The following is a 23,487-nucleotide window of genomic DNA, read 5'->3' as shown; positions in this document are numbered from 1 at the left end:
TGCCGCGGCTGCGGCTCAGGTCGCCTCGAGGTCGAACGGCGTGGGTCGCGCCGGGTCGAAGGCAGGGACCGTCGCCGCGGACGGCCGGGCAGCCGAGCCCGGACCGACCGCCGTGGATCCCGCCGTGGCGTGCTGGACCGTCGGACCCCCGGACGAACCTGCCCGAGGGGTGTCCGACGGGGTGGCGAGCGCCTCGCGCACGATGCGGCGCGGGTCGTACTGACGAGGGTCGAGCTGGCGCCAGTCGACGTCGTCGAAAGCCGGGCCCATCTCGGTCCTGATCTGCGACTTCGCACCCTCGGCGAGATCGCGGAGGCGCCGGACGTTCTGGGCCAGGAGCGCGGCATACGTGGGCAGCCGGGAGGGTCCCAGGACCAGGAGAGCCAGGAGGACGAGGAGCACGACCTCGCCGCCACCGATGTTGAGCACGACCCTCCTCAGGGACCTGACGCCGGCTCGGGTGCCGACCGCCCTACCTTACCTAGTCGCTGGAGCCCGCCAGCGTGATGTCCACGGTCCGCTCCCGGCCGTCCTCGCCGCGCAGGACCAGCTCGACGGTCTCCCCCACGGCGTGCGAGCGCAGGAGCACGAGCAGGTGCTGGGCGTCGGTGACCCGCCTGCCGTCGACGCTCACCACGACGTCGCCGGGCCGCACCCCGGCCTCGGCTGCCGGACCTCCGGGGATCACCGGCTCGACCCCGTCGCGCCCCTCGGACAGGACCCGTGCGCCCTCACCGGTGTACTGCAGGTCGATGTGCACGCCCATCACCGGGTGCTCGCTGCTGCCGGTCTCGATGATCTGGGTGGCGGTGCGCTCGGCCTGCTCGGCGGGAATGGCGAACCCCAGCCCGATGCTGCCCTGCGGTCCTCCGAAGGACCCGGTCGGCATCTGGGCGATGGCGGAGTTCACGCCGACCACGCGCCCGGCGAGGTCGAGCAACGGACCGCCCGAGTTGCCGGGGTTGATCGCCGCGTCGGTCTGGACGGCGTTGATGTAGCTCAGCTCGTCGTCCTCACCCGCGACGACCGGCCGGTCCAGCGCGGAGACGATCCCGCTCGTCACCGTGCTGTCCAGCCCGAGGGGCGCACCGACCGCGACGACCGCCTGACCGACCTCCACGGCGTCGGAGTCGGCGAAGGGCAGCGCGGCCAGCCCGGTCCGGTCCACCTTGAGGACGGCGATGTCGTAGGCCGGGTCAGAGCCGACGATCTCGGCCGGCAGCGGGTCCTGCCCGGGCAGCTCGACGGTGATCCCTCCCCCGGTCGTGCTCGCGGCGACGACGTGGTGGTTGGTGAGGAGGTAACCGTCCTCGCGGATGACGAACCCCGATCCCTGGCCGTCGCGCCCACCGGGCCCGACCGAGATGAGCGCCACGCTGGGCAGCACAGCCCTCGACAGACCCGCGATCGTCCCGTCGGCGGGCACCGGAGCGACCGGCGCGGCTGCGGAGGACGGTGAGGCGTCCGCGCGGGAGGTCTCCGTCGCGACCACCCGCTCCTGCGCGTCGAGAGAGTTCGCGAGGACCCCACCGCCGAGGCCTCCCACGACGCCTGCGACGAGGGAGGCCAGCACGACGGGGACGCTGCTGCGGCGACGCGGGCTGCGCATCGACGGCAGGGGCGCCGGAGCGCTCGCGGGATCGGTCATGGCCCTGATTGTCTCAACACCCGCCGGTGCCGGACGACGACGGGTGACGCTCAGCCGAAGCTGGTCGCAGGCCGCGGCAGACCCGCCCTGACGCCCGAGCGCGGCACCGGCCGCCGGTGCTCCAGCGACTGCCGCAGCAGCGCCCGGCCGCGGTGGATGCGCGAGCGCACCGTGCCCATCTTCACGCCGAGGGTCGCGGCGACCTCCTCGTAGGAGTAACCCTCGATGTCCGCCAGGACGACCGCGGCGCGGAACTGCGGGGGGAGCGCCATGAGGGCGGCGGTGATCTCGTCGTCCAGGTGCGTCATCTCGAACACCTGCTCCGGGTCGGTGCCGCTCGCCCGCATCGGCAGCCGCGCGGACAGCTCCTCGGTCAGCGCGTCGAAGCGGATGCGCTGCCTGCGTCGGACACGGTCGAGGAAGAGGTTGGTGGTGATCCGGTGCAACCAGCCCTCGAAGGTGCCGGGGCGGTAGGAGTCGAGGGACCGGAAGACGCGGACGAACACGTCCTGGGTCAGGTCCTCGGCGTCGTGGGGGTCGCCGGTCAGACGGTAGGCCAGCCGGTAGACCCGCGCCGAGTGCTCGCGCACGATCTCCTCCCAGGTGGGCGGCGCCCAGTCCTGGGGGGTCTCGGTCGGCGGCTGGACCGTCGCGGGCGAGCTCATGCGCACCAGCGTCCCAGGGCTGGCTGAGAGGAGGCTGGACGGCGCCCGACGGCTATCGTGGGGGCCATGGCAGCTGCGAAGGTGTCCTCGATCGCCTACGTCGAGGACTTCATCACCCCCCATCCGGTCATCGAGCGCGCGCAGCGTCGTGGTGAGGAGCTCGGCGCCCCGCCCGTGTCGACCTCCGCCGGCGCCACCCTCCGTCTGCTCGCCTCCGCGGTCGCCGCCCGGCACGTCGTCGAGATCGGCACCGGCGCGGGCAGCTCGGGTCTCTGGCTGCTGCAGGGTATGCCGCGTGACGGGATCCTCACCTCCATCGACAGCGACCCCGAGCACCAGCGCGCCGCGAAGGAGGCCTTCGCCGAGGCCGGGATCCCCACCCAGCGGACGCGCGTGATCAGCGGTGACGCTGCGCAGGTCCTCGGGCGGCTGACCGACGGCGCCTACGACCTGGTCCTCGTCGACGCCGACAAGGAGAGCTACCCGGTCTACGTGGAGGAGGCGATCCGCCTGCTGCGCACCGGGGGCGTCCTCGTCCTGGACAACATGCTGTGGCACGACAAGGTGGCCGACCCGGCCTCCCGCGACGAGGTGACCACGCTGCTGCGCGACCTCGGCAAGAGCCTGCGCGACGACGACCGCCTCCTGCCGGCGCTGCTGCCGGTCGGCGACGGTCTCCTCGTCGCCGTCAAGCGCTGACACCGACGACGAAGCCCCCGGACCGTGACGGTCCGGGGGCTTCGCGACATCTGCGGTGCTGGGTCAGCCGACGCACTCCTTGATGGCCTCGCCGAGCGCGGTGGCTTCCTCGGCGTTCATCTCGACGACAAGTCGTCCGCCACCCTCGAGCGGCATGCGCAGCACGATGCCACGCCCTTCCTTGGTGACCTCGAGAGGCCCGTCTCCGGTGCGAGGCTTCATTGCTGCCATGAGTTGCCCTTCCCTTGTCCGCGGTGTGGCCGCTGCCGTGCGCGGGTGCGCGCGGGATCGAAATCTGCGGCCAGTATCCCATCCCCGCCGACGCGCCGCCTAATCGGTCCGGCGCGCGACCCTTGCCATACTGGCCGGATGCACGCCCGCTCCGCCGTCGTCGACCTCTACGGCGACCACCTGCGGCAGCACGGCTGGTGGGCCCCCGTCGCGGGTGTCGTCGCCCTGGCGCGAGACTGCGACGTGCAGCCGGCGGCGGCCCGCACGGCCGTGTCCCGACTGGTCCGTGAGGGGTGGCTGGTCGCCGAGGCGCGCGCCGGGGTCCGGGGGTATGCCGCGACACCGCTCGCCCAGGAGCGCCTGGTCGGCGCGCACGCCCGCATCTACGCCACCGGGCCCCGGGGCTGGGACGGCACCTGGCACGTCGTGATCGTCGAGCACGGCGGTGAGCGCCGCAGGCGCGACCAGGTGTCCGCCTCGATGGGCTACCTCGGCTACGGCCGGCTCGCACCCGGCGCCTGGGTGAGTCCCCGAGCCAGCGAGGAGCTCTCGGGCGTGCTGGCCCGTCACGGTGCGCGCTGGACCGCCGTGCGTGGACCGCTCGACGTCGGGGCCGCCTCACCCGCAGCGCTGGCGGCGCGCGTCTGGGACCTCGAGGCCCTGGCGAGCGCCTACCGGGACTTCCTGGCCGCCCTTCCGGGACCCAGCCAGGTCCGCGCGCTGACCTCGGCCGACGCCTACCCGGAGCGCGCGCGGGTGGTCCACGCGTGGCGCAAGTTCCTGTTCAGCGATCCCGACCTGCCGGCCGAGGTGCTGCCCGACGGATGGGTCGGGGTCGAGGCTCGGGCGCGCTTCCTGGAGGTGGCCGGCGCCCTGCGACCCGCGGCCGAGCTCCACGTCGCGCGGACGCTCAGGGCAGGCGACTCCGCCGCGTAGATTGTCGCCATGAGCGAACTGGCAGAGTCCTCGTCCGAACCCGTGCTGGTGACCCGGGAGGCGGGCGTCGCCACCGTGACCCTCAACCGCCCCGACGCGATGAACTCCCTCGACGTCGCCACCAAGGAGTCGCTGCTCTCTGCCCTCCAGGATGTCGCGAGCGACCCGGAGGTGCGCTGCGTGGTCCTCACCGGGACCGGCCGGGCCTTCTCCGTGGGCCAGGACCTCAAGGAGCACGTCGGCCTGCTGGCCGAGCGGGCCGACCAGCTGTGGACCACGGTCTCGCAGCACTACAACCCGGTGGTCGAGCTGATCGCGACGATGGACAAGCCCGTCGTCGCCGCCGTCAACGGGGTCGCGGCCGGTGCCGGGGCCGCCTTCGCCTTCGCTGCGGACCTCCGGTATGTCGCCGCCTCGGCAGGCTTCAACCTCGCCTTCACGGGCATCGGGCTCTCCTGCGACTCCGGCTCGTCCTGGTCGCTGCCCCGGCTGATCGGACCGGCCAAGGCCAAGGAGCTGCTGTTCTTCCCCCGCACCGTCAAGGCCGAGGAGGCCCTCCAGCTCGGGCTCGCGACGGAGGTCGTCGCGGACGAGCAGCTGTCGGCTCGCGTGGAGGAGGTCGCGCGGGGCCTCGCCGCGGGACCGACCCTGGCCTACGGCGCGGTCCGCCGGGCCGTAGCCTTCTCCGCCGGGCACAGCCTGACCGACTCGCTGGACTTCGAGGACCAGATGATGTCGCGCACGGGCACCAGCGCCGACCACCGCGCCGCCGTCGACGCCTTCCTCGCCAAGGAGCCACCGACCTTCACCGGCCGGTGAGGGCCGACAGCCGAGCGATGAACCGTCAGGGCGGGTCGTCGCTCGGCGGGACGAACCGGAAGAGCTCCCAGGACCACCACACCTGCCAGCCCACGAAGACCGCCGCGATCGCCACCGTCCGCACGACGAGCAGCCAGGTCGGCTGCCAGCGCTCGGAGCGTGGCCACCCGCCGCCCACGAGGAGCACGAACAGCGGGAAGAGGAGCATCAGGTAGCGGTAGAGGCTCGTCCACGGGTCGAGCGCGGCGAAGAGGTAGAGCACGTAGCCCAGGCACCAGGTGCGCAGCTCGACGCCGAGACCTCGGGCCCAGGGCCCCAGGACGGCGAGCAGCAGCAGAGCCAGGCCGAGGGCCAGGACCAGCAGACCGGTGAGGTCGCCCCAGAGCCACTGCACGCGCTCCAGGGTGGGCAGGAAGGGCGTCACCTTTTCCCCGCCCCGCCAGGCCGACATCGTGACCGTGTAGGCGTCGCGCACCCCGGTCGCGCGCCACGCGACGGTGGGCCAGATCAGACCGGCGAGACCGCAGCCGACGAGCGCGGCGGCCATCCCGGCGTACTCCCCCCTGCTGATCGGGTGGTGATGCCGCTCGCGCCAGCGGACCACGACCGCGACGAGGGCGACGAGGCCCAGGGGCAGGGCGATCGGACGCGCGAGCCCGGTCAGGAGCGCGACCACCGCGGCCGGGCCCCAGGCGCGGCGCGCGAGCAGCCACAGCGCCAGGGCGAGCAGCAGCAGCGCCAGCGACTCGGTGTAGGCCACCTGGAAGGTGGGCGCGCTGGGGTAGGTGCCCAGCAACGCCACCGCGGCGAGAGCCGCGGCGCCACCGACCTGCTCACGCAGCAGCCCCGCGACGACGACGGCGGCGGCATACCCCAGGACGAGGGCGACCACGGTGCCGGTGACGGCGAACGGCTCACCGGTCACGGCCGAGAGCGCGCGGGCGAGGAGGGGGAAGATCGGGTAGAACGCCCAGGCGTTCTGGCGGACCTGGCCGTCGCGGACCGGCAGCTCGTCGGGATAGCCCTCGGTGGCGATCCGCTCGTACCAGGCGCCGTCCCAGAGCGTGGCGAACTGGAAGTAGCGCGGGACGCCCGAGCCGTCGTAGATCGACGGGTCCTGCCAGTGGTGGGCCAGCTGCCACAGGATGATCGTGGAGATCAGGCGGCACAGCGTCCACACGCCGACGACGGACAGCACGAAGCGACCGTCCAGCAGCCGCCGCACGGGAAGCGCGACGCGCGTCATGAGGTCGCGCGCAGCCCGCCGGTCAGCCGGGACCCGGACCGCGAGGCACCGGCGCGGAAGCAGCCCACCAGGTGGTCGTCGACGAGTCCGCAGGCCTGCATCGCGGCATAGATCGTCGTCGGGCCCAGCTGCACGAAGCCCGCCTTGCGCAGCCGCTTGGCGAGCAGCTCAGACTCCGGCGTCTGCGGCGGCACGTCGGCGAAGGTCCGCGGACGCGGCGACGGCTCGGGGGCGTGCGTCCAGAGCATCTCCTCCAGACCTCCCGCCTCGCGCAACGCGACGGTGGCCCTCGCGTTGGTGATCGTCGCCTCGATCTTGCGACGGTTGCGCACGATGGACTCGTCGCCCATCAGCCGGTCGACGTCCAACTCGCCGAACGCGGCGACGGTGTCGGCGTCGAAGTCGGCGAAGGCGGTCCGGAAGGCCGGCCGCTTGCGGAGAATGGTCAGCCACGACAGCCCGCTCTGGCAGCCCTCCAGGCACAGCCGCTCGAGCAGCGCCGTCTCACCGTGGACGGGCTTGCCCCACTCCCTGTCGTGGTAGTCGCGGTAGTCGGCATGGGTGAGCCCCGGCCAGCCGCAGCGCACGACGCCGTCGGGACCGACCGCGAGGTCGGGGTGCGGGGGAATGATGGTCATCGACTGGATCCTCCAGGCTGCGGCGCAGCGTCGTCGTGGGCTCCGTCCGCAGGATCGTCCCCCCGCAGCCGGGTGATCTCGGCGTCACGCTCGACCAGCTCCTGGGCCAGCCGGGAGAGCGCCGCGTCGACCTGCTCCATCCGGTAGCCCCGGACGGCCTGGTCGAAACGCAGTCCCCGCACGTCCTCCGTGGTGAGCGGACCCGGCGCGAGCGGGCTGGCGCTCTGGGTCGAGACGGGCGCGGCGACACCGGGTACGTCGGCGCGGCTCACGCCCCAGGCGGCCAGGCCACCCAGGACGAGGACTGCCACGACGAGCCCGACGATGATCACGTCCAGATACTGACACGTCAGGAGCCTGGTGAGAACCCCGCAACGCGGCGACGCTCCGCCTGGGCCGTCACGATCCACCCCACGGCCTCCGCCACGTCGTCGGTGACCCGCAGCAGGTCGAGGTCCTGCGGCGAGAGCATCCCCTCCACCATGAGGGTGTCGCGCAGCCAGTCCAGCAGCGGTGCCCAGAACCTCGTGCCCATCAGGACGATCGGGAAGTTGGTGATCTTGCCCGTCTGGATGAGGGTCAGCGCCTCGAAGAGCTCGTCCAGCGTGCCCACGCCCCCGGGCAGGACGACGAACCCCTCCGCATACTTGACGAACATCGTCTTGCGCACGAAGAAGTAGCGGAAGTTGATCCCGAGGTTGGCGAACTCGTTGAGGCCGCTCTCCATCGGCAGCTCGATGCCGAGCCCGACCGAGGTGCCGCCCGCCTCGGCGGCGCCCTTGTTGGCCCCCTCCATGGCGCCCGGACCGCCGCCGGTGATCACCGCGAAGCCCGCCTCGACGAGCGCGGCACCGACGCTCTCAGCCAGCTCGTAGGTCGGGTGGCCGGCCCGCGTGCGCGCGGAGCCGAAGACCGAGACCGCCGGTCCGAGCTCGGCGAGGCCGCCGAAGCCCTCGACGAACTCGGCCTGGATCCGCATCACCCGCCAGGGGTCCGAGTGCACCCAGCCGCCGGGCTCCCGTCCCTCGAGCAGCCGCTGGTCGGTCGTGCTGACGGGCATCCTGGACCCCCGCAGGGTCACCGGACCCTTCTGGTGCTCACGTCGTGTCGAAGCCACGTGGCGACACTACGCGGTGCCCGGATCACCCCGCCTGCCCGCCTACCATGGGCGGGTGCCACGTACAGCGCCAGCGCGCGCCACCGGACGGGCGATCGCGGTGCTGGCTCTCGTCGGGGCGACCGCGGCCGCCGCCGTCGTCGGCGCCCGCTGGGTCGGCCAGAGCCTGGCCCCGGTGGAGTGCGTCTTCGCCGCCGCGGACCGGGAGGAGACCCTGAGTCCTGAGCAGGCCGCCAACGCCGCCACCATCGCGGCGATCTCGGTGCAGCGCGGGCTGGCGCCGCGGGCCGCGACGATCGCGCTGAGCACGGCGATCCAGGAGAGCAAGCTGCGCAACCTCACCTACGGTGACGCGGACAGCCAGGGGCTGTTCCAGCAGCGCCCCAGCCAGGGATGGGGCACCGTCGAGCAGGTCACGGACCCCGTGTACGCCACCAACGCCTTCTACGACGCCCTGGTGCGCGTCGAGGGCTGGGAGACGGGGGTGATCACCGAGGTCGCGCAGGAGGTGCAGCGCAGCGCCTACCCCGAGGCGTATGCCGACCACGAGTGGGAAGGCAGGGTGCTGGCCTCGGTGCTGACCGGGCAGGAGGGCACCGGCACGCAGATGGGCTGCCGCCTCAAGGACCCGGGCGGCGACGGCTCGCCCCAGCAGGTGGCCGACAAGCTCGCCGCGCAGCTCGGCGTCGACGGCACCGTCGACGCCGCCGCCGGCACCGTCACCCTGGACCTCGGCTCGGAGTCACTGGCCTGGGTGGCCGGCACCTGGGCCGTGAGCCACGCCGAGGCCGAGGACCTCACCGCGGTCACCGTCGGGGGACGCACCTGGCAGCGCTCCGCCCGTGACCCGCTCTCCTGGGCCGACGCCGGCAGCGGCGGTACGGGCGAGGTGCCGGCGACCACGGTCGTCATCTTCACGCGCTGACCCGGCAGCCTCCCCCGGGGACGATGACGGGCTCCCGCCGCAGTGCGCGGCAGGAGCCCGTCGGGAGCGTCGAGTCGTCAGCGCTGCGGGTAGTCCCGGGCCGGCGAGCCGACGTAGACCTGGCGCGGACGCCCGATCTTGGTGGCCGGGTCCGTGATCATCTCGCGGTACTGGGCGATCCAACCGGGGAGGCGGCCGATCGCGAACAGCACGGTGAACATGTTGCTCGGGAAGCCCATCGACTCGTAGATCAGACCGGTGTAGAAGTCGACGTTCGGGTAGAGCTTGCGCTCGACGAAGTAGTCGTCCTCGAGGGCGGTCTGCTCCAGCTGCATGGCCAGGTCGAGCAGCGGGTTGTCGCCGGCCTTGGCCAGCAGCTCGTGGGCCGTCTTCTTGACGATGGCGGCGCGCGGGTCGTAGTTCTTGTAGACCCGGTGGCCGAAGCCCATCAGCTTGACGCCGTCCTCCTTGTTCTTCACCCGACGGACGAAGTCGGCGACGTCCCCGCCCTCGTTCTTGATCTTGGTGAGCATCGACAGCACGGCGCTGTTGGCGCCGCCGTGCAGCGGGCCGGAGAGGGCGTGGATGCCGGCGGAGATGGAGGCGAAGAGGTTGGCCTCGGAGGAACCCACGAGCCGCACGGTCGAGGTCGAGCAGTTCTGCTCGTGGTCGGCGTGCAGGATGAACAGCAGGTCCAGCGCCTTGGCCAGGTCCGCGTCGAGCTCGTACTGCTCCGTCGGCTGACCGAAGGTCATCCAGAGGAAGTTCTCGACCAGGTTGTAGTCGTTGCTCGGGTAGAGCAGCGACTGGCCCTGGCTCTTGCGGAAGGCGTAGGACGCGATGGTCGGCAGCTTGGCCATGAGCCGGATCGTGGAGATCTCGACGGCCTCAGGGTCGTGCGGGTCGTGGCTGTCCTGGTAGAAGGTGCCCAGGGCCGACACCGCGGAGGACAGCACCGACATCGGGTGCGCGTCGCGCGGGAAGCCGTCGAAGAAGTTCTTCATGTCCTCGACGAGCAGGGTGTGCCGCCGCAGCCGCTGGTCGAAGGCCGCGAGCTCCTCGGCGGTCGGCAGCTGGCCGTAGATGAGCAGGTAGGAGGTCTCCAGGAAGGATGACTGCTCCGCGAGCTGCTCGATCGGGTAGCCGCGGTAGCGCAGGATGCCTGCCTCACCGTCGATGTAGGTGATCGCCGACTGGCACGAGGCCGTGTTGACGAAGCCCACGTCGAGCGTGGTGTCACCAGTGGTCTTCATCAGGGCGCTGATGTCGAGGCCGTTGTTGCCCTCGACCGCGGGCACGACCTTCAGCGGAAGCTCGTGCTCGCCGTGCCGCAGCGTCACGGCCTGATCGATCGTCGTGTCAGTCATGCATGTCCTCCGTACGGGGGTTGGCCGGTCGAGCGGGCAGGCTCACTCGTCGTGCGACTGCGGGGGCAGTGCGGCGATGAGCGGGTGGTCCTTGGGGATCAGGCCCATCTTGGCTGCCCCGCCGGGGCTGCCCAGGTCGTCGAAGAACTCGACGTTGGCCTTGTAGTAGTCCGCCCACTCCTCCGGGACGTCGTCCTCGTAGTAGATCGCCTCTACCGGGCACACCGGCTCGCAGGCGCCGCAGTCGACACACTCGTCCGGGTGGATGTAGAGCGAGCGCTCTCCCTCGTAGATGCAGTCGACAGGACACTCCTCGATGCAGGCCTTGTCCTTGAGGTCCACGCACGGCTGAGCGATCACATACGTCATGGGGACAGAGTATGCCGTCTCGGGGACGACTTCTCCCACCGGGTCAGTAGCCGGCGTCGGGGTGGGAGCACTCGATCTCGTCGGCCGGCTTGTAGACGGTGGTGAACTCGTCGCGGCTCACCTCGCGTCCGGCGGCCAGGAGGATGCGGACGTTGGAGATCGTGAACCCGTCAGATTCCTTCTGCGGCACGCACTCAGGGCTGTCGTCCACCTTCTTCTCCCCCTTGGTGACCGAGTGCCGCGGGCCGTCGACGGTCTGCACGGTGTACTGCCGGTCTCCGAGGAAGCGCATGGTGATCGTGTCGCCGGAGATGCCGGCCCGGATCACGATGGGGTTGTCGGTGTCGTTGGTCCACACGTTGTCCAGTCCGGGCAGGGCCAGCGTGGCCTCCCGTCCGGCGGGATAGCGCGGGATGTAGTAGGAGTGCGGCGTGTGGGCGTCCAGCTGCACGCCGGCGAACCACGACGTGTTGAAGATCACGGTCGAGATCTGCGAGAGGCCCCCGCCCATCCCCATGACCAGGGCTCCGTCGACGATGATCGGCGCCTCGTGGTAGCCGTTCTGCTCCGTGATCTCGCCCAGCGCCCTCGAGAGCGCGAACTGCTCGCCGGGCATGACGACGTCACCGTCGAGGTGCTTCACGCCGGTGCGGAGGTTGGCGGTGCGGGCGGCGTTGAGCTCACCCGTCGGGAAGACCGATGTGAACTCGGCCATCTCGGTGAAGGTCCACTCCTTCGCCACGGCCGTCGAGATCTCCGGCTTCACGGCCTTGAGCGTGGTGCTGACCCTGCGCTCCTTGCCCCGTGCGGAGATCGCCTCGGTCACGTCGGCCAGCAACGGCTTCTCGTCCAGGGCCGCACCGGAACGGGCCGGCACGACCTTGACCGCACCACCGGAGAGCCGGACGGTCGCGTCGGAGGGTCCGCGCTCCAGCTGCCCCAGGTCCTCGCGGAGGCGCGCCAGCAGCGCCTTCTGGTCGACGGAAAGCGTCAACGAGCCGTCGCCGGGACGGTCCACCGAGAGCAGCGCCGCGATCTCTCGCGGGGCGAGCTCAGCGGTGACCTTCTCGGCGTCCTCGCCCTTGCCCTGGCTCGCGGTGACGAGCACGGGCCCGGCGAGAGCGGGCTCGACCTCCTCACGGGTGAAGCGTTCGACCTCCTGCTGGGTCAGCCGCGGGGCGACGGCCTCGGCGCTGCCCTGCACCTCGTCGCGCGCCGGCCACTCCCGGGCGACGACCTCCACCGTCTCCTCGACGTCCAGCTCCCGCCCGTCGGCCGCGTCGACGACCTCGACCCCGGACCCCGTCAACGAGACCTCGCCCTCGACGGGCTCGGTGTCGTAGTCGGCCGCCAGTGCGCGCACGGCGGCGGTCAGCGACTCACGGTCGACGGTGCCGACGAGCCGCAGCTCTCGCTCGCTGCCGACGACGTGCGACCAGAGGTCGGCGGGGTTCAGGCTGAAGCCGGTGACCTGGTCGAGCGTCGCGTCGAGGTCGTAGCCCAGGCCGGCCTCGGACGGGTCCAGCTGGAGCGTGGTCGCCTGGTCCGGCCCGGCACCGTCCGGGACGACCCTGACGGGCACGGGCTGCTCGAGGCGCTCGGCCAGCGACTCCTCGAGGTGCTCCCGGGCCGCGTCGCGGGACATCGTCCCGATGTGCACGCCGTCGACGTTCACCCCGGCCGGTGGGCGGTCCTTGAACCACAGCGCCACGCCGAGGTAGACCCCGCCCAGGACGAGCAGGGCGACGAGGAGCCGCAGCCCGACCGTCCGCCACTGGTCGGTGCGGTCGTCCTCCTCCGGCAACCCAGGTGCGGGCATCCGTCCCCCGTGCGTAGGCTCGCTCACTCCGGCGCAGTCCTTCCCTCGTGCGATGGGCCCGTCCCCGTCGTTCAACGCAGCTCGCCCAGACCCCCACGGTAATGGACGAGCGCCGGCTCGCCCGTCGGGCGCGCCTGCAGACCCACCACCTCCCCGACCACCAGCGTGTGGTCACCCGCGGGGTGCACGGCATACGTGCGGCACTCGAAGGTCGACAGCGCGTCGGCCACGAGCGCGACGCCGGTGACCTCGCCGCGCTCGTGCGGCACCCTCGCCAGCTGGTCGTGCAAGGGCCGGCCCGGCTCCCCCAGCCACTGGGCGAGCGCTCGCTGACTGGCGGTGAGGATGCTCACGCCCCACGCCTCCCCCGCCTCGACGCCCTCGAGCACGCGGGCCTCGGCGTGCAGGCTGACGAGGAGCAGCACCGGATCCAGCGAGACGCTGGTGAGCGAGTCGACCGTGAGCGCGACGTCGTGGCCGCGGTGCCGCGAGGTGACGACCGCGACGCCCGTGGCGAAGCGTCCCATGGCCTGGCGGAAGCGGCCGGGGTCGACGGGCAGCTGCTCCTCGCTCACCCGGACGACACCTCCCAACGGGCAAAGCCCTCGCGACCGGGCAGCCGCGCGGCCACGTCGTTGCTCAGGGTGTACCAGCCGTCGTGCACGGTCACCTGCGTCGGGTGCTCCCGCAGGGCAGCCACCTGCCGGCTCACCGCGCGCGGGTCCACCACCGCGTGGGTGACCCGCTCGTCGTCGACCACCGAGACGGCGTAGGGATCCTGCGGCGCCGGCACCACGGCGACGCCACCGGCCGGGCTGCGGGTGCCGGGCGGGACGTGTGCGGTCAGCCACTCGCGGTCCTCGACGGCCCAGGAGCGGGGGGTGAGGACGACGTAGAGGCGCGGGACCGGGTCCAGCCTGGCCACGGCGGCGACGGTGACCCGGTGCGTCTGCACGTGGTCGGGGTGACCGTAGCCGCCCTGCGGGTCGTAGGTCAGCACGACGTCCGGGCCCAGGTCCTCGAGCTGGCGGGCGAGCACCCCGGCGGCCTCTTCGACGTCCGCGCCGGCGAAGGCCCGCGGGTGCGCCGCGGCGGCCGACCCCGCCATGCCGCTGTCCCGCCAGCGCGGGACCGCCCCGCCCAGCCAGTGGTGGCGCACGCCCAGCGCTGCGGTCGCCCGGGCGATCTCGCCGGCGCGGTGCGGGCCGAGGTCCTCCGTGCCCCCGAGGTCGGCGAGCGCCGGCGTGATGACCTCGCCCTCCTCGCCGAGGGTGCACGTCACGACATGGACCTCGTCCCCGGCCTCGACATGGTGGGCGAGAGCCAGGCCGGTGGCGAGGGTCTCGTCGTCCGGGTGGGCGTGGACCGCCACCACGCGCAGGGGTCGCCCGAGATCCTCGGGTATGCCGTCGCGCAGGTCGGGCCGCCCCGTCGCCACCATGCCTCAGCCTCAGCCCTGGTTGCGGGCCCTGGCTGCGGCGCGGGCGCGCAGGGTCTGGTCGAGGACGACTTTGCGCACCCGCACGGCCTCGGGCGTCACCTCGACGCACTCGTCCTCACGGCAGAACTCCAGGGACTGCTCGAGGGAGAGCACGCGCGGCGGGATCAGCCGCTCGTGGACCTCGGCCGTGGAGGACCGCACGTTGGTGAGCTTGCGCTCCTTGGTGATGTTGACGTCCATGTCGTCGGCGCGGGAGTTCTCGCCGACGATCATGCCCTCGTAGACCTCGGTGGCCGGCTCCAGGAACATCGTGCCGCGCTCCTGCAGGTTGAACATCGCGTAGGTGGTCGCCGCCCCCGCGCGGTCCGCGACGAGCGAGCCGGACTGGCGGGTGCGGATCTCGCCGAACCACGGGGCGTAGCCGTCGAAGACGTGGTGGGCGATGCCGGTGCCGCGCGTCTCGGTGAGGAACTCCGTGCGGAAGCCGATGAGACCGCGGGAGGGCACGACATACTCCATCCGGATCCAGCCGGTGCCGTGGTTGGTCATCTGCTCCATGCGGCCCTTGCGGGCGGCCATGAGCTGGGTGATCGTGCCGAGGTGCTCCTCCGGGGTGTCGATCGTGAGGCGCTCGACCGGCTCGTGCAGGGAGCCGTTGACCTCCTTGGTGACGACCTGGGGCTTGCCGACGGTCAGCTCGTAGCCCTCGCGGCGCATCTGCTCCACGAGGATCGCCAGCGCGAGCTCGCCACGGCCCTGGACCTCCCACGCGTCGGGGCGGTCGGTCGGCAGCACGCGCAGCGAGACGTTGCCGACGAGCTCGGCGTCGAGACGCTCCTTGACCAGGCGGGCCGTGACCTTGGCGCCCTTGACGCGGCCGGCCAGCGGGCTGGTGTTGGTGCCGATCGTCATCGAGATGGCCGGCTCGTCGACGGTGATGAGCGGCAGGGGCACGGGGTTCTCGGCGTCGGCGAGGGTCTCGCCGATCGTGATCTCCGGGATGCCGGCGATCGCGATGATGTCGCCGGGGCCGGCCTCCTCGGCCGGCTTGCGCTCCAGCGCCTCCGTCAGCAGCAGCTCGGTGATCTTGACCCGCTCGACGGACCCGTCGCGGCGGCACCAGGCGACCTGCTGCCCCTTGCGGATCGTGCCCTCGTGCACGCGGCACAGGGCGAGGCGGCCCAGGAACTGGCTGGAGTCGAGGTTGGTGACGTGCGCCTGCAGCGGGGCACCCGGGGTGTAGGTAGGGGCCGGGATCGTCTCCAGGATGGTCTTGAAGAGCGGCTCGAGGTCCTCGTCCTGGGGCAGGCCGCCGTCGGCGGGCGCCTCGAGCGAGGCGCGCCCGGCCTTGGCGGAGGCGTAGACGATCGGGAAGTCCAGCGCCTCGTCGATGCGCGCCTGGTCGTGCTCGTCGAGCAGGTCCATGAAGAGGGAGTAGACCTCGTCGACGACCTCGGTGATCCGGCTGTCGGGACGGTCGACCTTGTTGATGCACAGCACGACCGGCATGTGCGCGGCGAGCGCCTTGCGCAGCACGAACCGGGTCTGCGGCAGCGGGCCCTCGGAGGCGTCCACGAGCAGGACCACGCCGTCGACCATCGACAGGCCGCGCTCGACCTCGCCACCGAAGTCGGCGTGACCGGGGGTGTCGATGATGTTGATGGTCATGCCGCCCTCGGGGGCGTGGGCACCGGTATAGCGGATGGCCGTGTTCTTGGCCAGGATCGTGATGCCCTTCTCCTTCTCGAGGTCGCCGGAGTCCATCACCCGCTCGACCTCCGTGCCCTCCTTCTGGTGGCCGGCGAAGGCGCCGCCCTGCGTCAGCATCGCGTCGACGAGGGTGGTCTTGCCATGGTCGACGTGGGCGACGATGGCGACGTTCCTGATGTCCTGGCGCTCGGCGCGCACGCCGGGTCCGGTCTCGTTCTGGGGCATGTCCCTCATTCTCTCAGGTCCGAGGGGGTCCTTCTGCGTCGTCAGAAGGTGTCGTCAGCAGGAGGTCAGCAGGAGGCCGTCAGGAGGACGCGGTATGCAGCAGCCCGCCCAGGTGCTGCACGACCGGCAGGTCCGCGGGCAGCCACGCGACGTCGAGCAGCTGGCCGGCGCTCAGCCACCGGAGCTCGTCATGGTCCTCCAGCGGCGCCGGCTCCGGCTCACCCGGCTCCGCCACCGCCCACCACAGATGCATCTCGTAGGTCTGCCCGAGCGGCCAGGCACCGCCCACCTGCGTCCCCAGCCGCACGCGCACCCCCAGCTCCTCCAGCGCCTCCCGCGCCGCCGCGTCGCGGGGCCGCTCCCCCGGCTCCACCTTGCCTCCCGGGAACTCCCACCCGCCGGCGAGCGCCGGCGGTCCGGAGCGCCGCGCGGCCAGCAGCCGGGTGGGTCGCTCGAGGTCGTCGACGAGGGCGACGGCGGCGACGGCGCGGCGGGGCGAGGGGCTCGGCATACCCCCATCCTGCCCGCACCGGCCGAGGCGGCGGACCACGGTGCCAGGTCACGGTGCGGTCACGACTTTCCGCGAACGGTAGCCAAGCGGGTCAGGAATGTGATGGGGTCGTTTGCTAGCCGGACGCCGACGTCCGGACGACCCTTTCGAGGAGGCACGATGAAGAACCGTTCGGTCGGTGCGCTGGCGACAACCGCCGCGCTCGCCCTGCTCCTCACGTCCTGCGCCCAGTCGCAGCGTGAGACCGACGACGCCGGCGACAACGGCGACGGCGCCACCGGCACCCAGTCCGCCGGAGGCGGCGCGGAAGCGTCCGACGCCACGTTCGTCTTCGGCGCTGCCGGCGCCCCGACGACCTTCGACCCGTTCTACGCCAGCGACGGCGAGACCTTCCGCGTGACCCGACAGATCTTCCAGAACCTCATCGGCATCCAGCCCGGTGGCACCGAGGCGGTGCCCGAGCTGGCGACGGAGTGGACGAGCGAGGACGGCCTGGTCTGGGACTTCACCATCCAGGAGGGCGTCAAGTTCCACGACGGCACCGACCTCAACGCCGAGGCCGTCTGCGCCAACTTCGAGCGCTGGGCCGACCAGAACGAGGCAGGTCAGAGCCCCTCCGGCGCCTACTACTTCGGCAACGACTTCGGCTTCGGCGAGGACTCGCTCTACAAGTCCTGCGAGGCGACCGACGAGTTCACCGCGCAGGTGACCGTCTCCCGCGTCACCGGCAAGTTCCCGATGGTGCTCTCGCAGGCGTCCTACGCCATCCAGTCGCCCACCGCGATGGACCAGTACAAGGCCAACGACATCAAGCTCGAGGGTGAGGCGTTCGTCTTCCCCGAGTACGCCACGTCGCACCCGACCGGCACCGGCCCGTTCACCTTCGAGTCCTACGACAACGCCGGTGGCACCGTCACCCTGGCGCGCAACGAGGACTTCTGGGGCGACAAGGCCGGCGTGGCCTCGCTCGTCTTCAAGATCATCCCGGACGAGGCCGCGCGCCGTCAGGAGCTGGAGGCCGGCACCATCCAGGGCTACGACCTGCCCAACCCCGTCGACTGGCAGGCGCTGAAGGACGCGGGCAACCAGGTGCTCATCCGCGACCCGTTCAACATCCTCTACCTCGCCCTGAACCCGGTCGCCGACCCGCAGCTGGAGGACCCGCTGGTCCGCCAGGCGCTGTACCACGCGCTCAACCGCGACCAGTTCGTCACCTCCCAGCTGCCCGAGGGTGCCGAGGTCGCCACGCAGTTCATGCCGAGCACGGTGACCGGCTGGGACGACAGCATCGCGGCGTACGAGTACGACACCGAGAAGGCCAAGCAGCTCCTCGAGCAGGCCGGCAAGTCCGACCTGACCATCGAGCTGTGGTACCCCTCCGAGGTCTCGCGCCCGTACATGCCGGACCCCCAGCGCGTCTACGACCAGGTCAAGTCTGACTGGGAGGCCGCAGGCATCACCGTCGAGACCGTCACCAAGCCGTGGGCCGGCGGGTACATCGACGACACCCAGGCCAGCCGCGCCCCCGCCTTCTTCCTGGGCTGGACCGGCGACCTGAACTCCGCGGACAACTTCCTGTGCGCCTTCTTCTGCGGCGACGACAACCAGTTCGGCACCTCCGCCTACGACTGGCACGGTGAGCTGCAGGACGCCATCAGGGCCGCTGACGCCGAGGCGGACGAGGCCAAGCGCGAGGCGCTGTACAAGGAGCTCAACACCAACATCATGAGCCCCGAGTGGCTGCCCGGCCTGCCGATCTCGCACAGCCCGCCGGCGCTCGTGGTCGCGGCCAACGTGCAGGGCATGCAGCCGAGCCCGCTCACGGCCGAGGACTTCTCGACCGTGACCATCACGGAGTGAGCCTCACCCCGAGCTCACGCTGACGTGCGACCGACGGCGGGTCGGGTGGTGACACCCGGCCCGCCGTCGCCGAGCGCGGCGCTGGGCTCCCGGACGAGAATCGGCATACCCTGCCCCGAGCCGTCCGTCCGCCCGCACCTGCTCCGCCCCCGACCCCGTGCCCAGGAGGAACCCCAGTGCTGAGGTTCATCGTCCGCCGCCTGCTGCAGGCGCTGATCGCCCTGTTCGTGCTGAGCGTGCTGCTCTTCGCCTGGTTGCGCTCGCTGCCCGGAGGCGTCGTCAGCGCCCTGCTCGGGGAGCGCGGCACCCCGGAGTCCGCGGCGAAGCTGCGGGCCCAGCTGGGTCTCGACGACCCTATCCCCGTCCAGTACTGGCGCTTCCTGGAGCGAGCCGTCCAGGGCGACTTCGGCGTCTCCAACGGGGTCTACCGTGGCCAGCCCGCGCTGGACGTGTTCACCCAGCGCTTCCCGGCCACGATCGAGCTCAGCTTCTTCGCGATCCTCATCGCGCTGACCTTCGCGATCCCGTTGGGCTACTTCGCGGCCCGCCGCCGGGGCGGTGTGCTCGACACCGGCAGCGTGGTCTTCTCCCTCGTCGGGGTCGCCGTGCCGGTCTTCTTCCTGGCCTACGTGCTGAAGTACCTGTTCGCGGTCCGCTGGGGCCTGCTGCCACCGTCGGGCCGGCAGACGGTGGGGATCAACGCGACGCACATCACCAACTTCTACGTCCTCGACGCGCTCATGACGCGCGAGTGGGACGCCGCCTGGGACGCGCTCAAGCACCTCGTGCTGCCCGCCCTGGCGCTGTCGTCCATCCCCTTCGCGGTGGTCTTCCGGATCACCCGCGCCGCCGTCATCGACGTCATGGACGAGGACTACGTGCGCACCGCCCGGGCCAAGGGACTCACGGCACGCACCATCCGCGGACGGCACATCATGCGCAACGCGCTGATCCCCGTGGTGACGATCGTGGGCCTGCAGATCGGCGCGCTGCTCGCGGGCGCGGTGCTGACGGAGAAGGTCTTCGCCTTCCAAGGCATCGGACAGGCCCTGGCCATCGGCTTCGAGCTGCGCGACTACCCCGTGCTGCAGGTCCTCATCATGATGGCCGCCCTGATCTACATCGTCGTCAACCTGCTCGTCGATATCGCCTACGCGGTCATCGATCCCCGCGTGAGGCTGTGAGGAGAGCCATGACCAACCCCGGCCCCGCCCCCGACCTGACCCCAGGCGTCCCCACCCCCTCCACGACCGGCGCCACCACCGACCCCACGCCCGACGCCCGGCGGCACGGGGCGCTCGGTGCGCTCGCCGACCGCAAGAAGAAGCGGATCGACGCCCTCGCCGAGGCCGGCACGATCTCCTCGGAGGAGGGCGTCAGCCTCTGGCAGAGCGCCTGGCGCCGGCTGCGCCGCGACCCGGTCTTCCTCATCGGCGCCGTGATCGTGCTGCTCTTCGTCCTCGTCGCGATCCTGGCTCCCTGGCTCGCCCCCCACGACCCGCGGGCCCGTGACCTCATCGGGCAGGTCACGCCCGCCACGCCGATCCCCGAGCCGCAGCCGGGCTATCCGCTCGGCGGGGACAACGCCGGCCGCGACATGCTCTCCCGCCTCATCGTCGGCTCACGCCAGACCCTCATCGTCGGTGTCCTCGCCACCCTGGGCGGGCTGGCGGGCGGCCTGGTCCTGGGCACCCTCGCGGGCGGCATCAGCGGCTGGGTGGACACCATCGTCATGCGCATCGTCGACGTCATGCTCTCGATCCCCAGCCTGCTCATGGCCTTCTCGATCGCCGCGCTGTTCGCCAGGCCCAGCCAGTGGACGGTCATCCTCGCCATCGCGATCATCCAGATCCCGATCTTCGCCCGGCTGCTGCGCGGCTCGATGATGGCCCAGCGGCACAGCGACCACGTGCTCGCCGCCCGCGCGCTCGGCGTGCGCCGTCCCGCGATCGTCTTCCGGCACATGCTGCCCAACTCCCTGGGCCCCGTCATCGTGCAGGGCACCCTCGTGCTGGCCGTCTCCATCATCGACGCGGCCGCCCTGTCCTTCCTCGGCCTGGGCAACCCGGACGACTCGATCCCGGAGTGGGGTCAGATGCTCGGCAAGGCGCAGACGTTCTTCAACACCTATCCGCACATCGCGGTCTACCCCGCGCTCTGCATCATCGTCGTCGCCCTCGGCTTCACGCTCATGGGCGAGTCGCTGCGCGAGGCCCTCGATCCCAAGTCCCGGCGCTGAGGAGGCGACGATGACCACCCAGGCCAGCACCACGGCATACCCCTCCGGGGCGGGCGGCGGCGAGCCCCTCCTCTCGGTGCGCGACCTCACGGTGACCTTCGGGCGCGGGGGCCGCGCCTTCACCGCGGTCGACCACGTCAGCTTCGACGTGCAGCCCGGCCAGACCGTCGGCCTCGTCGGCGAGTCCGGCTGCGGCAAGTCGGTGACCTCGCTCGCGATCATGCAGCTGCTGCCCTCGCGGGGCAACACGGTCAGCGGCACGGTGAGCTTCGCCGGCGAGGACCTGCTCTCGCTCAGCGACGCCCAGATGCGGGACCGGCGCGGGCGCGACCTGGCGATGATCTTCCAGGACCCGCTGTCCTCCCTGAACCCCGTCGTCCCGCTGGGCACCCAGGTGGCCGAGGTGCTGCAACGGCACAAGGGCATGAAGAACGCACCTGCCCAGAAGCGGGCTGCCGAGCTGCTCGACAAGGTCGGCATCCCCGACCCGACGCGCCGCCTCAAGGAGTACCCCCACCAGCTCTCCGGCGGCATGCGCCAGCGTGCGCTCATCGCGATGGCGCTGGCCTGCGAGCCGCGCCTGCTCATCGCCGACGAGCCGACCACCGCGCTCGACGTGACGATCCAGGCCCAGATCCTGGCCCTGCTCAAGGAGCTCGTCCAGGACAGCGGCACCGCGCTGATCATGATCACCCACGACCTGGGCGTCGTCGCCGGGCTGTGCGACGAGGTCAACGTGCTCTACGGGGGGCGGATCGTCGAGCGCGCCGGCCGGCACGACCTCTTCGCCCGCCCCCGTCACCCCTACACCGGCGGTCTGCTCGCCTCGATCCCCCGGCTCACCGAGGAGCGCGGGCGACGGCTGACGCCCGTCCCGGGGTCGGTGGCGGACAACATCCCCTGGGACCACGGCTGCGCCTTCGCCCCGCGCTGCGCCTCCGAGATCGGGGTATGCCGTGAACGCACCCCCGAGCTCGTGCCCGACCGCCCCGAGCTGGGCGCGGACCGGCTGCTGCGGTGCCACAACCCGCTGGAGTCGAACCCGCTGGACGACGCACCGACCACCGAGGAGAGCGGCGCATGACGACCTCGACCCCGACCCAGCCCACCGCCGACCAGGCGCTGCCGGACGAGGACGTGCTGCTCGACGTGCGCGGGCTCAAGGTGCACTTCCCGATCAAGAAGGGCGTGCTGATCGACCGGACCGTCGGCCACGTCTACGCCGTCGACGGGATGGACCTGCAGATCCGGCGTGGCGAGACCTACGGGCTCGTCGGGGAGTCCGGCTGCGGCAAGTCCACCTTCGGCCGGGCCGTGCTGCAGCTGGAGGAGCCGACCGAGGGAGAGGTGCTCTTCGACGGCACCGACCTCGCGAGCCTGAGGGGCGAGGCGCTGCGCAGGCAGCGGCGCCACATGCAGATGGTCTTCCAGGACCCGCTCGGCAGCCTCGACCCGAGGCAGACCGTCGAGCAGCTGCTGCTCGAGGGGATGCGCGCCCACGGTCTGGCCGACGACGCCAAGGCTGCCCGCGCCCGCCTCAGCGCGCTCCTCGATGCCGTCGGGCTGCCCAAGAACGCCCTGTCCAAGTATCCCCACGAGTTCTCCGGCGGCCAGCGCCAGCGCGTCGGGATCGCCCGGGCCCTCTCGGTCGACCCCAAGCTCATCGTCGCGGACGAACCGGTGAGCGCCCTCGACGTCTCGGTGCAGGCGCAGGTGGTCAACCTGCTGGAGGACCTGCAGGAGGAGTTCGGGCTCACCTACCTCGTCATCGCCCACGACCTCGCCGTGGTGCGCCACATCAGCGACCGGATCGGGGTGATGTACCTCGGCGCCCTCGTGGAGGAGGCGGACGCCGACGACCTCTACACCTCCCCCCTGCACCCCTACACCCGTGCCCTCCTCTCCGCCGTGCCGGTCCCGGACCCCACCGTGGAGGACACCCGGGAGCAGATCCTGCTCGCGGGCGACCTGCCCTCCCCCGCCAACCCGCCCTCCGGCTGCCGCTTCCACACCCGCTGCCCGTGGCGTCAGGCGACGCGGTGCGACACGGAGCGTCCGCAGCTGCGGGTCGTCGACCTGCCCGGCACGCCCGCCGGTCACCGCGTGGCCTGCCACTGGGCCGAGCAGATCGCCAGCGGCGAGCTGCGCCCGCACGACGTGGACATGGAGCTCACCGACCAGACGCTCACCGCCGGGCCGGTCGACACCACGCTCGGCGCCAAGGGGCTGACCGACACCCTGCCGTGACCTGACGCAACGTCCCCACAGCACGGCGGTTAGCCTGCGCCCCATGGCATCTCAGGTTCGGGTGCTGGTGATCCAGCACGAGGACGACTGTCCGGTCGGCATGATCGAGCCCTGGCTCGAGGAGGCCGGCGTGGGCGTCGACATCCTGCGCGCGCACGACGGTCAGGCGGTCCCCGCGACACTCACCGAGCACGACGGTCTCGTCGTGCTCGGTGGCGAGATGGGGGCGCAGGACGACGCGCAGCACCACTGGCTGGCGCCGACGCGCGCGCTGATCGCGTCGACGGTGGCCGCGGGTCTGCCCTTCCTCGGCGTGTGCCTCGGCCACCAGCTGGGTGCGGTGGCCCTCGGCGGCGCGGTGCGGCGCAATCCCCGGGGCCCGCTGCACCGGCTGGCGCCGCTGCGTCTCACCGACGAGGGGCGGACGGACCCGCTGACCGCGCACACCTCCGCGGACACGACGGTCCTGCACTGGAACAACGACGTCGTCGTCGAGCTGCCACCCGGGGCCACGCTGCTGGCCGAGGCACCCGACGGGTCGGTCCAGGCGGCGAGGTTCGGCCCGCGCGGCTGGGGCGTGCAGTTCCACCCCGAGGTGGACCCGGACATCGTCGCCGGCTGGTCCCCCGGCGCCGACCGTGACGCCGAGCTGGTCCAGATCGAGGAGTTCCGCCGGCGGGAGACCGAGCTGCACCGGGCGTGGGCGAGGCTCGTCCGGCGGTTCGGCCGGGTCGTCACCGGCGGCTGACCCCCCGGGGCGGCGCACGAGGCGGGC

Annotated in this window: 25 protein-coding genes; 10 read left to right on the top strand and 15 right to left on the bottom strand. The window is 71.9% G+C overall.

Translation table 11 applies throughout. The features are described from left to right. Nucleotides 1-15: 15 nt before the first annotated feature. From IEV65_RS14730 to sigE, 3 genes are read right to left on the bottom strand one after another with little or no spacing between them, the layout of a single operon-like run. Nucleotides 16-429: a twin-arginine translocase TatA/TatE family subunit gene (locus IEV65_RS14730; RefSeq protein WP_188432076.1), complete on the bottom strand. Its 414-nt coding sequence runs from the start codon at nucleotides 427-429 to the stop codon at nucleotides 16-18. 52 nt (nucleotides 430-481) lie between these two features. Beyond that, the gene (locus IEV65_RS14725) at nucleotides 482-1,648 is read right to left on the bottom strand and encodes a S1C family serine protease (protein WP_229735323.1); all 1,167 of its coding nucleotides are present in this window, start codon (nucleotides 1,646-1,648) and stop codon (nucleotides 482-484) included. 50 nt (nucleotides 1,649-1,698) lie between these two features. Further along, nucleotides 1,699-2,313: an RNA polymerase sigma factor SigE gene (gene sigE / locus IEV65_RS14720; RefSeq protein WP_188432074.1), complete on the bottom strand. Its 615-nt coding sequence runs from the start codon at nucleotides 2,311-2,313 to the stop codon at nucleotides 1,699-1,701. Nucleotides 2,314-2,379: 66 nt separating this feature from the next. Here sigE and IEV65_RS14715 point away from each other — a divergent pair, with 66 nt between their 5' ends. After that, nucleotides 2,380-3,012, top strand: coding sequence for an O-methyltransferase (locus IEV65_RS14715; RefSeq protein ID WP_188432072.1), 633 nt, complete (start codon nucleotides 2,380-2,382; stop codon nucleotides 3,010-3,012). Between the two features lie 63 nt (nucleotides 3,013-3,075). Here the strand turns inward: IEV65_RS14715 and IEV65_RS14710 are convergent, their stop codons facing one another. Continuing rightward, a complete protein-coding gene (locus tag IEV65_RS14710; RefSeq protein ID WP_188432070.1) occupies nucleotides 3,076-3,243 on the bottom strand; it encodes a DUF3117 domain-containing protein in 168 nt (55 codons plus the stop codon). Nucleotides 3,244-3,381: 138 nt separating this feature from the next. On the opposite strand from IEV65_RS14710, the gene IEV65_RS14705 reads away from it, so the two are divergent. Both IEV65_RS14705 and IEV65_RS14700 read left to right on the top strand, forming a co-directional pair. Continuing rightward, nucleotides 3,382-4,179 (top strand): PaaX family transcriptional regulator, encoded by a 798-nt coding sequence (locus tag IEV65_RS14705; protein ID WP_188432068.1) that lies wholly within the window; start codon nucleotides 3,382-3,384, stop codon nucleotides 4,177-4,179. A 9-nt stretch (nucleotides 4,180-4,188) separates the two neighbouring features. After that, entirely contained in the window at nucleotides 4,189-4,998 is an 810-nt protein-coding gene (locus tag IEV65_RS14700; protein WP_188432066.1) for an enoyl-CoA hydratase/isomerase family protein, read from the top strand. A gap of 25 nt (nucleotides 4,999-5,023) precedes the next feature. Here IEV65_RS14700 and IEV65_RS14695 read toward each other — a convergent pair whose 3' ends face one another. From IEV65_RS14695 to IEV65_RS14680, 4 genes are read right to left on the bottom strand one after another with little or no spacing between them, the layout of a single operon-like run. Continuing rightward, on the bottom strand, nucleotides 5,024-6,244 hold the full coding sequence (locus IEV65_RS14695) for a hypothetical protein (RefSeq protein ID WP_188432064.1): 1,221 nt from the start codon (nucleotides 6,242-6,244) through the stop codon (nucleotides 5,024-5,026). Next, the gene (locus IEV65_RS14690; protein WP_188432063.1) at nucleotides 6,241-6,882 is read right to left on the bottom strand and encodes a DNA-3-methyladenine glycosylase I; all 642 of its coding nucleotides are present in this window, start codon (nucleotides 6,880-6,882) and stop codon (nucleotides 6,241-6,243) included. Before IEV65_RS14690 ends, IEV65_RS14695 begins: the two co-directional genes overlap by 4 nt. Then, nucleotides 6,879-7,214, bottom strand: a complete 336-nt coding sequence (locus IEV65_RS14685; protein WP_229735321.1) for a DivIVA domain-containing protein — start codon at nucleotides 7,212-7,214, stop codon at nucleotides 6,879-6,881. Before IEV65_RS14685 ends, IEV65_RS14690 begins: the two co-directional genes overlap by 4 nt. Nucleotides 7,215-7,231: 17 nt before the next feature. Continuing rightward, nucleotides 7,232-7,942, bottom strand: coding sequence for an LOG family protein (locus IEV65_RS14680; protein WP_188432144.1), 711 nt, complete (start codon nucleotides 7,940-7,942; stop codon nucleotides 7,232-7,234). Nucleotides 7,943-8,054: 112 nt separating this feature from the next. On the opposite strand from IEV65_RS14680, the gene IEV65_RS14675 reads away from it, so the two are divergent. Next, a complete protein-coding gene (locus IEV65_RS14675) occupies nucleotides 8,055-8,924 on the top strand; it encodes a hypothetical protein (RefSeq protein WP_188432061.1) in 870 nt (289 codons plus the stop codon). A 77-nt stretch (nucleotides 8,925-9,001) separates the two neighbouring features. On the opposite strand, the gene IEV65_RS14670 is transcribed toward IEV65_RS14675, so the two are convergent. The 7 genes from IEV65_RS14670 to IEV65_RS14640 form a co-directional block, all read right to left on the bottom strand. Continuing rightward, complete coding sequence (locus IEV65_RS14670) at nucleotides 9,002-10,291, bottom strand: citrate synthase (RefSeq protein WP_188432059.1); 1,290 nt, start codon at nucleotides 10,289-10,291, stop codon at nucleotides 9,002-9,004. 42 nt (nucleotides 10,292-10,333) lie between these two features. Then, complete coding sequence (gene fdxA, locus IEV65_RS14665; RefSeq protein WP_188432057.1) at nucleotides 10,334-10,660, bottom strand: ferredoxin; 327 nt, start codon at nucleotides 10,658-10,660, stop codon at nucleotides 10,334-10,336. 43 nt (nucleotides 10,661-10,703) lie between these two features. Next, nucleotides 10,704-12,506, bottom strand: a complete 1,803-nt coding sequence (locus IEV65_RS14660) for a VanW family protein (RefSeq protein WP_188432055.1) — start codon at nucleotides 12,504-12,506, stop codon at nucleotides 10,704-10,706. 44 nt (nucleotides 12,507-12,550) lie between these two features. After that, nucleotides 12,551-13,054 (bottom strand): flavin reductase family protein, encoded by a 504-nt coding sequence (locus tag IEV65_RS14655; protein ID WP_229735319.1) that lies wholly within the window; start codon nucleotides 13,052-13,054, stop codon nucleotides 12,551-12,553. Beyond that, the gene (mshB, locus tag IEV65_RS14650; protein WP_188432053.1) at nucleotides 13,051-13,920 is read right to left on the bottom strand and encodes an N-acetyl-1-D-myo-inositol-2-amino-2-deoxy-alpha-D-glucopyranoside deacetylase; all 870 of its coding nucleotides are present in this window, start codon (nucleotides 13,918-13,920) and stop codon (nucleotides 13,051-13,053) included. Before mshB ends, IEV65_RS14655 begins: the two co-directional genes overlap by 4 nt. A 9-nt stretch (nucleotides 13,921-13,929) precedes the next feature. Further along, a complete protein-coding gene (gene typA / locus IEV65_RS14645; protein WP_188432052.1) occupies nucleotides 13,930-15,855 on the bottom strand; it encodes a translational GTPase TypA in 1,926 nt (641 codons plus the stop codon). 79 nt (nucleotides 15,856-15,934) lie between these two features. Next, on the bottom strand, nucleotides 15,935-16,366 hold the full coding sequence (locus tag IEV65_RS14640) for a (deoxy)nucleoside triphosphate pyrophosphohydrolase (protein ID WP_188432050.1): 432 nt from the start codon (nucleotides 16,364-16,366) through the stop codon (nucleotides 15,935-15,937). Nucleotides 16,367-16,525: 159 nt separating this feature from the next. Here IEV65_RS14640 and IEV65_RS14635 point away from each other — a divergent pair, with 159 nt between their 5' ends. The 6 genes from IEV65_RS14635 (at nucleotide 16,526) to IEV65_RS14610 (ending at nucleotide 23,460) form a co-directional block, all read left to right on the top strand. Next, nucleotides 16,526-18,226, top strand: coding sequence for an ABC transporter substrate-binding protein (locus IEV65_RS14635; protein WP_188432048.1), 1,701 nt, complete (start codon nucleotides 16,526-16,528; stop codon nucleotides 18,224-18,226). A gap of 176 nt (nucleotides 18,227-18,402) precedes the next feature. Then, nucleotides 18,403-19,410: an ABC transporter permease gene (locus IEV65_RS14630; RefSeq protein WP_188432046.1), complete on the top strand. Its 1,008-nt coding sequence runs from the start codon at nucleotides 18,403-18,405 to the stop codon at nucleotides 19,408-19,410. Nucleotides 19,411-19,418: 8 nt separating this feature from the next. After that, nucleotides 19,419-20,465: an ABC transporter permease gene (locus IEV65_RS14625; RefSeq protein ID WP_188432044.1), complete on the top strand. Its 1,047-nt coding sequence runs from the start codon at nucleotides 19,419-19,421 to the stop codon at nucleotides 20,463-20,465. 10 nt (nucleotides 20,466-20,475) lie between these two features. Then, nucleotides 20,476-21,549: an ABC transporter ATP-binding protein gene (locus IEV65_RS14620; protein ID WP_188432042.1), complete on the top strand. Its 1,074-nt coding sequence runs from the start codon at nucleotides 20,476-20,478 to the stop codon at nucleotides 21,547-21,549. Further along, nucleotides 21,546-22,712 (top strand): ABC transporter ATP-binding protein, encoded by a 1,167-nt coding sequence (locus IEV65_RS14615; protein WP_188432040.1) that lies wholly within the window; start codon nucleotides 21,546-21,548, stop codon nucleotides 22,710-22,712. Before IEV65_RS14620 ends, IEV65_RS14615 begins: the two co-directional genes overlap by 4 nt. Before the next feature lie 43 nt (nucleotides 22,713-22,755). Then, nucleotides 22,756-23,460, top strand: coding sequence for a type 1 glutamine amidotransferase (locus IEV65_RS14610; RefSeq protein ID WP_188432038.1), 705 nt, complete (start codon nucleotides 22,756-22,758; stop codon nucleotides 23,458-23,460). The last annotated feature ends 27 nt before the right edge of the window (nucleotides 23,461-23,487 follow it).

It is taken from the genome of Ornithinimicrobium tianjinense, from assembly GCF_014636495.1.
Classification (GTDB): Bacteria; Actinomycetota; Actinomycetes; order Actinomycetales; family Dermatophilaceae; genus Ornithinicoccus; species Ornithinicoccus tianjinensis.
This window is presented reverse-complemented; position numbering and strand designations above follow the sequence as displayed.